The sequence below is a fragment of the Cytobacillus oceanisediminis genome (assembly GCF_022811925.1).
In the GTDB taxonomy this organism is placed as follows: Bacteria; Bacillota; Bacilli; order Bacillales; family Cytobacillaceae; genus Cytobacillus; species Cytobacillus oceanisediminis_D.
The window spans coordinates 1,308,679-1,321,409 of sequence record NZ_CP065511.1 but is presented as its reverse complement, the minus strand read 5'-3'; the positions used below and the strand labels follow the sequence as shown (position 1 = coordinate 1,321,409).

11 protein-coding genes are annotated in these 12,731 nt (G+C 41.7%); 1 reads left to right on the top strand and 10 read right to left on the bottom strand.

The annotated features are described in order from the left end of the window. Positions 1-162 precede the first annotated feature (162 nt). The 5 genes from IRB79_RS06840 to IRB79_RS06820 form a co-directional block, all read right to left on the bottom strand. Entirely contained in the window at positions 163-1,395 is a 1,233-nt protein-coding gene (locus IRB79_RS06840) for an amidohydrolase (protein WP_243507629.1), read from the bottom strand. Positions 1,396-1,468: 73 nt separating this feature from the next. Next, complete coding sequence (locus IRB79_RS06835) at positions 1,469-3,016, bottom strand: glutathione ABC transporter substrate-binding protein (protein WP_431833428.1); 1,548 nt, start codon at positions 3,014-3,016, stop codon at positions 1,469-1,471. Positions 3,017-3,161: 145 nt separating this feature from the next. Then, the gene (locus IRB79_RS06830; RefSeq protein ID WP_243507626.1) at positions 3,162-4,640 is read right to left on the bottom strand and encodes an amidohydrolase family protein; all 1,479 of its coding nucleotides are present in this window, start codon (positions 4,638-4,640) and stop codon (positions 3,162-3,164) included. Further along, positions 4,637-6,145, bottom strand: a complete 1,509-nt coding sequence (locus IRB79_RS06825) for an amidohydrolase family protein (protein WP_243507624.1) — start codon at positions 6,143-6,145, stop codon at positions 4,637-4,639. Before IRB79_RS06825 ends, IRB79_RS06830 begins: the two co-directional genes overlap by 4 nt. 130 nt (positions 6,146-6,275) lie before the next feature. After that, entirely contained in the window at positions 6,276-6,641 is a 366-nt protein-coding gene (locus IRB79_RS06820; protein ID WP_243507622.1) for a DUF488 domain-containing protein, read from the bottom strand. A 115-nt stretch (positions 6,642-6,756) separates the two neighbouring features. Here IRB79_RS06820 and IRB79_RS06815 point away from each other — a divergent pair, with 115 nt between their 5' ends. After that, positions 6,757-6,981: a hypothetical protein gene (locus IRB79_RS06815; protein ID WP_221880753.1), complete on the top strand. Its 225-nt coding sequence runs from the start codon at positions 6,757-6,759 to the stop codon at positions 6,979-6,981. A 39-nt stretch (positions 6,982-7,020) separates the two neighbouring features. On the opposite strand, the gene hemG is transcribed toward IRB79_RS06815, so the two are convergent. The 5 genes from hemG to IRB79_RS06790 form a co-directional block, all read right to left on the bottom strand. Next, on the bottom strand, positions 7,021-8,406 hold the full coding sequence (hemG, locus tag IRB79_RS06810) for a protoporphyrinogen oxidase (RefSeq protein WP_243507620.1): 1,386 nt from the start codon (positions 8,404-8,406) through the stop codon (positions 7,021-7,023). A 138-nt stretch (positions 8,407-8,544) separates the two neighbouring features. Beyond that, positions 8,545-9,609, bottom strand: a complete 1,065-nt coding sequence (locus IRB79_RS06805; RefSeq protein ID WP_243507618.1) for a C45 family autoproteolytic acyltransferase/hydrolase — start codon at positions 9,607-9,609, stop codon at positions 8,545-8,547. Between the two features lie 124 nt (positions 9,610-9,733). After that, complete coding sequence (locus IRB79_RS06800; RefSeq protein WP_243509284.1) at positions 9,734-10,450, bottom strand: LutC/YkgG family protein; 717 nt, start codon at positions 10,448-10,450, stop codon at positions 9,734-9,736. After that, on the bottom strand, positions 10,450-11,877 hold the full coding sequence (locus IRB79_RS06795) for a LutB/LldF family L-lactate oxidation iron-sulfur protein (RefSeq protein WP_243507616.1): 1,428 nt from the start codon (positions 11,875-11,877) through the stop codon (positions 10,450-10,452). Before IRB79_RS06795 ends, IRB79_RS06800 begins: the two co-directional genes overlap by 1 nt. 18 nt (positions 11,878-11,895) lie before the next feature. Further along, positions 11,896-12,612 (bottom strand): (Fe-S)-binding protein, encoded by a 717-nt coding sequence (locus tag IRB79_RS06790; RefSeq protein WP_243507614.1) that lies wholly within the window; start codon positions 12,610-12,612, stop codon positions 11,896-11,898. Between the last annotated feature and the right edge of the window lie 119 nt (positions 12,613-12,731).

Genomic DNA, 12,731 nt, shown 5'->3' with positions numbered 1-12,731 from the left:
TAATCATCCATGTAATCCTTATCCTGTATTTTGAGGAACCTCATAACTGATTTATTAAATTGTATAAAAAAATCTAACTATTTTTTTCGGATTCCTTTACCAATTTTTTAGTTTTCTTTACTTCTTAATTTTTTAGAAAAAATAAACCAGAGACTGATCAAATCACACTGATTCATGCTTTTTTTCGTAAACTAATTTCCCCTTGTAGAACACTGCACAGCGCTCCGCTCTTCTTGCCATGGCCTCTGCTGAACAGCTTGCATCGACAAGGATCATGCTGGCTTCATCTCCAGCGATAGGCCAGATCTGATTTCCCTCTTGATCCAGTGGCGTCTTACCCCCTGTAATATATTTAAATGTTTGGGAAAGAGACTTTTCATCCGTCCATCGATATCGTTCAATTAAGCGGCCTGCTCTTTCCAGGATATCGCCATTACCTGTTGGCCACCATGAATCAAAAATATTATCGTTTCCAACTGCAACCTCTACTCCACACTCACTTAACAGATTAACAGGTGGTGTCGCACGGCCTGTCGGGAGGCTAGTAACGATCGAAATACGTGCGTCTTTTAAAATCTCTGCCATTTCAGAGACTTCTTCCCTTGAAACATCACCAAGGCAAAATGCATGGCTAATTGCAACTCTTCCTTCCCAGCCAGCTTCTTTAGTCAGAAAGGCCAGCCTTTTCATTGTAAAAGTACCAAGGTGGCCAGGATCATGTAAATGCAAATCAATATCTGCATCCCCTTCTACAGCTAAATCCATCAATTGAACAAGCGAGGCTTCAATATTGTTGTCAACGGTAGCAGGATCGACCGCACCTACAATTCCTGCACCATTTCTAATAGCTTCTCTAATAAGCTGAGGTGTCCCTGAGCGCAGCAAGCCATGCTGGGCAAAGGCAACGATTTCTGAGCTGGCATAGTTTGAAAACTCCTCCAATGTCTGCTGAACTTCAGCTAGATTCTGTAATTGGACTTCAGGGTAGATATCCACATGAGTTCTAATATGGGTTGAACCATATGATATTAACTGCTTAAGCAATGCTTTTGATCGCTGATAAGTACTTGAAGGCATGGATAATAATGCATTTTTTTCAATTTCACACCGTTCTATGACACCCAATGCAGGGATGCAGGCTCTCCATTTATCCCCCATATAAGTTTTATCAAGATGGACATGCTTTTCGACAAAGGATGGCAACAACAGCAGTCCCTTTGCATCTTTTATGGGCAGATCATCAGTGGAAGCCTCTAAGTCCTTCGTGATCTTTGCAATGCAGCCGTCTTCTATTAATAAATGAAATCGATCTGTTATAGTACCTGACACTCTATTATTCTCATTCTTGTATCCGCATTCCAAACGCACATTCTTTAGCCAATAGCTATTATTCATTTTCATTCACCTTTCCGGCCCCAGACAAGATAAAAGGGTACCCAGAATGGATATCCCTCTTATCTTAGAGCGTTTATTTAATTGAAATGTCATTGATATCCAAATATCCAGAAGGAGTAATAGAGAAGCCTTTTACATCTTTAGAAACGGCTGCCATATTCTCAATTACACGAACAGGTATATATACGGATTCTTTCATTTCGATTTCCTGAGCTTTTGCATAGAATTCAATCCGCTTATCCGAATCTTTTTCAGCCCGTGCAGCTTCTATTAAGCTGTCCACCTCTTTATTGCTGTAAAAGAAGGTATTGCCAGCAGCTCCGTGTGAACTGCTATGGAAAAGGTTATATTGATTATAATCAGCATCTCCCGTGGCATTTCTCCAGCTTAAAATAAACATTTCAGAGTCACCGCGGTTTACTTGTTCAACAAATGTCCCATATTCATATACCTGAATGTCCAGTTTGATTCCTATCCCTTTCAGCTGAGACTGAAGAACTTCTGCCATATTGATCCATTCTTTCTTATCCATTGTTTTCAATGTTGTTTCAAAACCATTTGGGTAGCCTGCTTCGGCCAGAAGCCTTTTTGCCTCATTGAGATTATATTCATATGCTTCTAAGCTTTCATGATATCCAAATACCTTTGGCCCCAGCAGTGAGTTGGACTTTTTCCCGACATTCTCAAATACCCCTTCCAGGATAGAATCCATTTCAATTGCATGTCCAACCGCTTTTCGGACTCTGGCATCATCGAATGGCTCCTTTTCAACGTTGAACCCAATATATTCTGTGCCAAATCCTTCACTGCGGTAAATTTCTGCATTTTTGGAGTTTTCCACCGTTTCCATCATTGTGACCGAGAGCGGTTCGGCTATGTGGGCTTCGCCTGTTTCAAGCATGGATATCCTTGTTGTTTCTTCAGGGACGATCTTAAATATTACTTTATCCAGCTTAGATTGAGTCCCCCAATACGTTTCATTTCTGTTAAAAACAATTTCTTTGCCTGGTGTCCAGGACTCAAATACAAATGGACCTGTCCCAACAGGTTCTTGAATCACTTTATTTCCATATTTCTCGATTGTTTTTGGTGAGATAATGCCGCCTTCATGATTGGCCAATATGGATAGTAAGGGTGAAAACGGTTCTGATAATTTAAATTGGACAGTAAATTCATCAACTGCCTTTACTTCTTCTACCATTTTGAATACAACAGCTCTTGGGGAGGCAACATCCGGATCTAATAACCGGTCAAATGTTGCTTTCACGGCATCGGCATTAAATGCAGTCCCGTCATGGAATGTTACATCCTCTCTAAGCTTGAACTCCCAAGTTGTTTCATCTAACTGTTCCCACTTTTCAGCCAGCACCGGCTTGATTTCGGCATTTTTATCCCGACCAACAAGCCCCTCATAAATTTTATTATGTGTAACGCTGGCAGCATTGATCGTCGACATAAAATGATGATCTAAATTTTCTGCGTCAGATAAACGGGCTATAACTAAAGTTCCGCCGTTTTCGGATGCTATTCCCTTGGAGTCCTGACTGCTGTTAACCTCATTTTTAGTCGAACATCCTGAAATAAGAATTGCGATCAGCAGAGCTAAGATCACTAACCCCATTCTTTTTTTCACTTTCAAATACAATCCCCCCTTTTTTCAGCCCTAAAGCCTTTGTCTAATTATATAAAATATTCTGATTAATTTTTTTCTACTTTCTTTACATGTTTTTAAACTTTTTCTACTACTTATTCAAAAAAAAAAAACGTCATTGCTGATCAATAGAATCAACAAATCTAAAAGAAGGCGGCAGCAATTCATTCTCAGGAAGCTCTTGATAATCTCTTTTTAAATAACCTTTTTTCATTTTCATAAAATATTCATGCGCTTTTCCTTTCAATTCCTCTAAATCAAGGTTGGGTAATTTTCGGTCTTTCATGACTACTTTCCCATTGATAATGGATAACTTTACATCTCTTCCCGTTCCGCTTACCATCACTGTTCTTAGGGGATCATCTAAAACTCCCATATGGAATCCGTCTAAATCAATTGCAATAATATCTGCTTTTGCACCTGCTGCAAGACGGCCCAAGTCTTCTCTTCCCAGAAACTTCGCTGCACCTAATGTAGCAGCACGGTAAAGATCTGAGTATGCTGAGTCTTTAACTTCTTTATTTACGATCCGGGAAAGCATGCTCCCTGTTCTGATATTCTGGAACATATCCGGAGGAAACGTATCTGTTCCTAACGCTAAATTAATTCCTGACTGCTTATATTTTGCAAAGGATTCCATTGCCTGCCCATGCCTTCCAATTATTAAAGGGCAATGAATGACAGTTGTGCACGTTTCCCTCAGCAAAGACAAATCATCTCCACCACCTGTTTTTGCCTCACTGTATCCAGCAATAAAATGGGCATGAGGAATCGCCGTTCTGGATCCTAAAAATCCAAGATTATATAAATGCCTAATTGGCGTTACGCCATATTTCTCAATCATTGTATGATATTCAAAATCACCTTGGGCTGCATGCAATTTTATCGGAACTTTATAATGATCACTATATTGCTTTGTCCGGAGAAGGCTTTCTTCCGTTTGACTTTCAATCCGCTCAGGCGCAAGCATTCCCCTGACCAAACCATTAAATGAACCATCAAACTCTTCCAAAAAGCGCACAGCTCTTTCTAATCCTTGCCTTCCAGCTTCTTCATCCCAATAAATCTTTATATTGCCATCAGCCTGAACGACTCTTATCCCCGATTGATAGCTTGGACCCAGGTATATACGCAGTCCCAGGTCAGCAGCATGCCTCGCTGCTGAAGCAAGCTCCTCATATGTTTCTGCCCATTTTTTATAATGCACAGAAGTGATTGGCATAGCAGTTGTAATTCCATGAAGGATCAGCTGTGAATAGGCATATAAAGATTTAAAGGCCTCTTCTTCAGCCGTCATAATTTCATGGTGTCCTTGCTTAACATACCTCTCTGACCAAAGCAGATTTTTCTGTCTTGCTGAACTGGCCTCCAAATGCAAGATATCATGATCAATATCGCCTAGTGCATTCAAGTCAATGAATCCCGGACTGATTAAAGCGCTGCCGGCATCTATAACTTTATCAGTTTGGCCCGAATAGCTTTTTCCAACATAAATGATTGTTTCATTTTCAAATACAACTTCAGCATTTTCTATCAGGACATGATCTTCTCCATCGTATCCAATTACATATTTTCCCTTTATCCTGGTCTTCATTGATTGTCCCCCTTCTCCCCAACAGCTTCTTCTTCGTTATGATCCATTCCATCTCCATAGGTTCGTTTGTGACCCCAAAAATATTTCGTTTGCTTCATGTATCTTTCAAGACCAGCACGCTTAATTGTTGAGTTAGCTTCTTCATTTGCTTCTGCCAAAACTGACCTTTCATCAACGGAGCAGACTGCTCTGTCTTTCATAAGGACCCTGCCATCTACGATAACATGCCCCACATCAGTTGCATAAGCTTGATGGACAAGCCGATGAATATGCATAAACTCAGGTGTTAAGTGCGGCTGATGCATGTTGACAGTTATAACATCCGCCTTTTTCCCCGCTTCAAGAGAGCCCAATTCATCATCCCATCCAATACATTTTGCAGCATCAATCGTAACCATTTCCAGAAGTTTACCAGCAGGTAAGCAATATTCATCTCTATGTGCTGCCTGATGAATAAATTGTGTTTTTCTCATCGCTTGAAACATGTCAAAGCTTGTTGATGGTGAAGTGCCATCTGTTGATATAGCAACTGTTGTTCCCAGCTCGATCAATTCTATCATCGGTGTGCGGGCATGAATTTGAGAGAATCCAGGGGAGGCACTGACATTTGTTCCGGTTTCAGCTAATATTTTCGCTTCATCAAAGGATATCCCCCGGCAATGCTGAAGATGAACATCAGGACCTAAAAGAGCATTCTCCCAATCCTTTACTGCTAAGTGAATCATGCCTCCAAAAGCATCAGAGTGGATTCTTGTATTATATTTTCTGGCAATTTCTCTGACTTTCTTTGCTTGGTATAAATCATGTTCTGTTAAATGATGAAGTTTGGCAGGTGAAGTTGGGCCAGATGGTTCAACTGATGTAACGATTACGAATGGGGTAATAAATGCTCTTGTCCGATCTTGGTTGGCATGATTTAAAGCTTCAATCACTGCTTCTGCACCATTTAACACTTCCTCGTAGGTGACTTCTTTAGTAATTCTTTGACCGTCTATCCACCTGCTGAATGAATGAGGCCATGGCGGGTTGCAGGGACCGGTGCAAACAACCTCCCTGACACCAGTTTCTGCATAGGCTTTTGCATGATTGATGGCAAAAACCGGATCATCCGACCTTGGCATTGAGCCAAGAACAGATACACCTGTTGTTATGCCCGCCTTCAGACGCTCAAGTGCAGAAAGCTTTCCTTCAAAATACCAGAATTCATCTGTTACAAAGTGCTTATACGTATTCGTCATAATAGGCATCCAAAAATCAATGCTTTCCATTGCAATTGTCTTAAACATCGAATGTCCGCCATGTCCATGTACATCTATTAATCCAGGCAGGATACAATGATGGCTGCAATCTATCACTTCTTTCGCCTCATATTTTTCCAATAGTTTTTCACTCATATCCACATCCAGGATCCTGCTTCCATTTATGGCAACAGCTCCATCGGTGATGATGCGCCTGTTTTGATCCATAGTAATGACAGTTCCATGAATCAGGAGTAAATCAATCATTTCCTTCTCCCTCACTTCTTTTAACTTTAAGTATAGGAAAAAAGAAAACGCAAAACTTTCAGAATCGTTACATAAATTTAAAGTATTTCTACCTATTTTTTATTTTTTTCCTTCCTATAAAATTAAGCTTCTATTTCTGCTTCCTTAATAATTCTTCCAATAATATAATTGCATGGTTATTTACTGTATCTTTTGCAGCATATATTAGTGTAAGTTTTTGCTTCTTAGATATCTCGTACAGTTCTTCCATCTTGCGAATCATGTCTGTCTGTGTGCGCAGCTCAATGAGATACTTTTCCCGAAACATACCGAAAAGTTCAGGTTTATGATTAAAAGATTTTCTAAGCTCGCTGCTTGGTGCAACTTCTTTCTCCCAGGCTGATAGATGTGCAGCTTCTTTTTTAATTCCTCTCGGCCATAGCCTATCCACTAATACTCGGTATCCATCATCCTCTTCATACGGATCGTATACTCTTTTTATAGTAATTTCAGCCATTTCTTCACCACCAGATTATTTTCGCGTTTCTATCTCACTTGTCATTTGCTATAATCTATACAAATACAAATTATACAAATTTTCCTAATTCAATTAAATGTGAGGTGCAAGGAATTTGACAGGTACTATTGCTGTTGTGATGACTTTCTCTATTCCCATCATCGCCATCCTGACTTTTCATACACAAAGACTTGCAAAGATTAAACACAATATGATTAAAGATGAAATCACCCTGGAAAAGCTGAGGCAGGAAAACTATTTGCTTGAAACAGAAAAAATGAAGCTCGAACTGGAGCAAATGAGGATTGAAAGTCCTAAGGATCATACAAAAATCATATAAGCAAAAAATCCCCATCTTTAAACAGAAGGGGATTTTGTTTTATATACGTTCAATAATTTTTCTGGCAGTTTCTGCCCCATTTTCGATGCAATCTGGTATTCCTACACCATAATAGGAGCATCCTGCAAGCCATATTCCCGGGTATTCCTGGCCCAGCCTGTTTTCAATTGATGCTACTGTCTTCGGATGAGATATCAGATAGTTTGGCATTTTTTCAGTCCAGTTCGTCACTTCACTTGCAGCGGGAACAGCCGTAATGCCAAGGCTTTTTTCAATATCAGCCAAAGCCGTCTGCAGCAGATCTTCTTCATTCATTTCCTTTAGAGATGCAAAGGCCGGATGGCTGCTTTTATAAAATAATCTAACAAGCAAATTACCGTTTTCTGAGGTATGCTTCCACTTGCGGCTTGTCCATGTACAGGCATTGCAGGTTAATTCATCCGTATTTGAAGTAATGAACCCTGTCCCGTCTTCAGGCAGCTCGCTGTCTGGAATATCATAAGCAAGATAGATAGAAATCAGGGAACTGTTCTTCAAAAGTTCGAATTCCGCTTTCAGCTCCTCATGATCAAACAGGGCTACAGCGGCATTATGCGGAATGCTCAGCACTACATGGTCTGCCTCAAGGCTTTCTCCATTCGAAAAATCAACCAGATACCCGCGATTCGTTTCCTTAATTTTAACTGCCTCTGTGTTTTTTAATATTTCTGCTTCATCCAATTTTTCCTCATAAGCATCAATTAATGCATCCAGACCTTTTTTAAAGGAAAGGAACTTCTTTCCCCCACCGCTCTGGAACACTTTTTTATTTTCCTCAAAACCTCTTATGATGCTGCCGTATTTTTCTTTATATTCGAACACCTGCGGCAGTGTCGAAGCAATAGTTAAGTCACTGAGATTCCCGGAATATACTCCCGAAAGAACAGGCGCAATTTGTTTTTCCACTAGCTCTTTTCCGAAGAAATGCTCCAGGAAATCGCCGATGGAATCGTTCTTTGTAAAGCTATCATTTTTCGTATAAAAATCTTTTAGGGCTTCAACCTTTCCTTCAGCAGAAACAAGCGTTGACTTGGCAAGAGATTCAACGCTCGCCGGAATCCCAAATACAGAATCTGCCGGGATCAGGTTCAGCTCTCCATCACTATATATATAAGATCGCCCCGCAGCATTGTACACAACCTCTTCTTCCAGCCCCAGCTCCTGGATAAAATTCATCCCATTCGCTTTGCGGGCAACAATCGAATCAGCTCCCGCTTCGATTACAAATCCGCCTTCTCTGACAGTGCGGATTTTCCCGCCAAGCTGTTCCGCTGATTCTGCCAGCACAAGCCTTATATCCTGATCATTTTCTTTTTTCCACTTATTCAGTTCATACATAGCGGACAATCCTGTTACACCGCCGCCTATGACCAATACTGTTTTCACGTGTATGCACCTCAGTTTACATCCAATTCATATATAAAGTGTACCACAACATAAAGAGATGAAAGAATGTGATGGTTTGTCCAAATGATGAATATATTTTTCAAAATGTAAAAACGGAGAGCACAACTCTCCGTTTCATCATTTCCTGAACCAATTCGCCTGTTCATCCATATGCAAAAAAGGAATGTCCGTATCAACTTCACCAGTGATTCTATTAATTTCAATATCCTGGCCATCGAGCCAATGCCCGAAGTCAAAGATAACAGGCTCTCTGTCGCCGCCGAGCGCAAACCAGACTTTCATCTCCCCTGGCAGATAGGCTGATGTATGAATCGTCCCGGCCCAGCTACCATAAAGATCTGAAAAAACGCCTTTATCGCTATCATTCAGGAGGCGAAAAGCACCATGTACATCTAATCGTTCACCCTGACGGCTTTTCATGACATCCAGCCTGCGCATGCTGTCAGCTAGATGGTTGCGATTTTCATCCTTCATGATTTCAAAATGGTTTGTACAGGCAGTTGTCTGACGGACCTGTACACCTCTCGGAGATGTTTCCACTGCATAAGTCTCTCCGCTTGTGTCATACACCACATAGGTAAAAGAATGGCGGTGCGGTATTTCCTTCAGCATCTCAACCGCTTCTTCCACTTTTGCACATGCTTCCAAAATCAGGCGGCCGATCATACAGCAGATAAAGCCATCAGCAGGCTTTTTACGGTTCATAAAATTATAGCCAATCACCAGTCCTTTTTCGTTCATGCCATCCATCCGGCCGGTCACCCTCTGGCTGGGGCCCATAATCGCATAGCCCTGGTCTGATGGCTGAAAAAAGGTATAGCGTCCTTCATAGGTTTTCGGGTGGTAATCATAATTGCGGATCAGGTAGTCAGCCCCTGTAAGGATGGAACAGCCCGAACGGACATAATCGAGGCGATACCCGCCAAACTCCTTCAAAACCCGCTCCATCGGCCATTGCAATGCTTCCTGTATTCCAAGCAGCTCATCCCAAATTCCTGGTGCAAACCTCGTAATCGCTTCTTTCACTTCAGCTTCACTTATTGAAAAACGCGGCTTTCTTACCTTCCATTGATCCTCCCGATTTTTAACAGAAAGTGAATCCTTTATAAGTTCTCCCTGCATGAAACCAAAATCAAAGTGGGTTCCGCGGAATTGAATAATATCACTGTAAATCTTTTTCAAGATAAATCCCTCTTCTATTCGTTTCTTTTATTAAGAATAAATGAAGCCTGCATGAAATTCCAGCAGATGGCTTATCAATTTAAAAAGACTGATCCGCATCTTTTTGCATGCAGATCAGCCTCCTTTATTTATCGTTAACAATGATATATACAGCCTGCACAGGACCATGTACACCTACAATTAAATTCATTTCAATATCGGCACTGTTGCTTGGGCCTGAAATGAAATTTACACAGGATGGGACAGGTTCGCCATTCTCCACCATTGTGTGGATATGCTTTGCAACCTGGGTCATTCTTGGAACAATTGTGCTTTTTGGGATAATGGCAAAGTAAATCACTGGAAGAAGGCTTACTGCTCGTCCCTTCCCTTTATCACTGAACAAAACAACAGTTCCTGACTCTGCAAGCGCAGCATCACTAAAGGTAATTCCGATGTCTGCATGTGCGGAGAAAGCAAGATTCTCTTCTCCTCCTTCTTGATCCCAGACATGGACTGCTATTCCATCGCCATTCAAATCAATAGGGAGGGAAGATAATCCATATTCTTCAAAACGCGGGTCATCCCATGTAACGACCGATTTGCCGCCATATTCCTTAATCAAGCGGCCGATTTGTTCAGGTAGCTCTGCAAAAGCTGTTTCATATACATCCGTATGAATTAGCAAACATTGCTTCTTCAGAACCTCTACAAGCTCGTCCTGTGAGGCGCACTTTAAAACGTCCCACTGAGGATTATGATTCCATGCAGGTTTCTCTACCTCAGAAAGACGTCTTCTCCCCAGATTTTTTGCCAGATTGTCAAGGAAAGAATTGCGATTATGCACTTGTCCAGCTGCCATCATTCTCCCCTCTCTTTCTTTCTTTTTTTATATAAATCTCTGAACCTGTCTTTCTTAGGAGCAGGGAAGTCGCGGATTTCTGTCCAATTTTTCAGTGGACCGGGGCCATCAGAAATTTTTTCATCCTTTGTAAATGCTCCCAGCGCTTTCGGTGCGAGCTTTGATCCGATATTGTACATGGAAGGTGAAGCTGTGCCGAGACTGAATGCCTTCATTGATAAATTTTCAAATACCGGTGCTCTGCCTTCTTTTTCAACAATCTCCTGGCGGTGGCGGAGCAAATGCTCGTGCAATGGGATTTTCACCGGACAGGCTTCCGTACATGCTGCACACAGCGTTGAAGCATATGGCAGCTCTTTATAGTCATCATATCCGCCAAGAAGCGGAGTCAATACCGCTCCAACCGGGCCCGGATAGATGGATCCATAGGAATGACCGCCGACATGGCGATAGACCGGACAGACATTAATGCAGGCTGCACAGCGGATACAGTGAAGGATAGACTGGAAAGCTGTTCCTAAAATTTTTGATCGGCCATTATCGACAATAACCAGATGGAATTCTTCAGGGCCATCTATTTCTCCCTCTTGCTTAGGTCCAGTTAATGCAGTTATATAACTTGTCAGTTTCTGCCCGACTGCCGCACGGGTCAGCAGGCTTACCAAAACCTCCATCTCTTCCCATGTGGGTACAATCCGCTCCATTCCCATTACAGTAATTTGCGTTTTTGGAATGGTTGTCACCATCCGCGCATTTCCTTCATTTGTCACCAGGGAAATCGTTCCGGATTCGGCAATGGCAAAATTGCATCCCGTAATGCCAATATCCGCCTGAAGAAACTCTTCCCGCAGTTTTTCCCGGGCGAATAATGCAAGCTCTTCTGGATTCTCAGTTTTCTCATAGCCTAATTTATCCCTGAAAACATCGCGGATTTGTTCTTTATTTTTATGAAGGGCCGGTGTAACGATATGGGACGGGGGATCATGATCATCCACTTGCAGAATCCACTCGCCAAGGTCGCTTTCAATGACTTCACAGCCAGCTTTTTCAAGTGCTTCGTTCATATTAATTTCTTCGGTCACCATTGACTTGGATTTGACAACCTTTTTACCATTTTTCTTTTTTACAACATTGGTAATATACTCATTTGCCTCTTCAGCTGTTTCAGCGAAAAAAACATTCCCTCCGCGCTTTGAAACATTTTCGCTCAGGAGTTCCAGATAATAATCCAGGTTCTCAATCGTATGGGTCCGAATTTCTTCACCCAGCTTGCGCCATTCCTCCCAATTCCCTAATTCTTCAGCTGCATTTAGCCTTCCGCTGCGAAAACGCCCCTGTGCAGAGGAAACAGCACCGCGCATGAACATATCACCTATACCGTCAGTAACACGCTCTTTAAAAGGTTTTTCCCCTATTTTCATAGCCATTTGTGGTTCCCCCTTTTCCTATCTGCTATTTAATACAGAGGCAATATGCATCACCTTAATCGGCTTCCCTTTTCTGTCAATTCTTCCGCCAATGTTCATCAAGCAGCCACAGTCGGCTCCTATTAGAATTTCTGCTCCGCAATCTTCAGCACTCTGAACCTTTTCATCTACCATCTGCTCAGAGATTTCCGTCATCTTCACCGAGAAGGTTCCTCCAAAGCCGCAGCAATTATAGTTATGTGCGAGCGGCTTCATCTCAAGCCCTTCTACATTACTCAGCAGCTTCATTGGAGCTTCCTTTACACCAAATAATCTCGTCATATGACATGAAGTGTGGTAGGTCGCTATGCCATTCAGCTTTGCCCCTACGTCCTCCACTCCTAAAACATCCACGATAAACTGTGTCAGTTCATACGTTTTTTCAGCTAATTTTTTGGCGCGCGGCTCCCACACTGGGTCTCCTTTAAAAACGTGCGGATACTCTCTGAACATAGTTCCGCATGATCCCGAAGGAGTTACAACATAATCTGAAGGTTCGAAAACAGTAATCATATGCTTCATGGATTCTTTCGCCTTATCCACATATCCGCTATTATAGGCAGGCTGCCCGCAGCATGTCTGCTTTTCTGGAAAATCTACTTCGCAGCCCAGCTTTTCCAGTAATTCTAATGTATCCATTCCTACATCCGTCTGAAAAATATCTATTAAACAGGTTACAAATAATGATACTTTCATAGATCTCACCTTTACTTTCTTCAAGTAAATATATTCATTCTTGGTCTTAACTAAGTTTAAGCCCAGATTTCCGCACAGTCAACAGGTCATCAGATGACTTTAGTGTAATATAGCAAGCC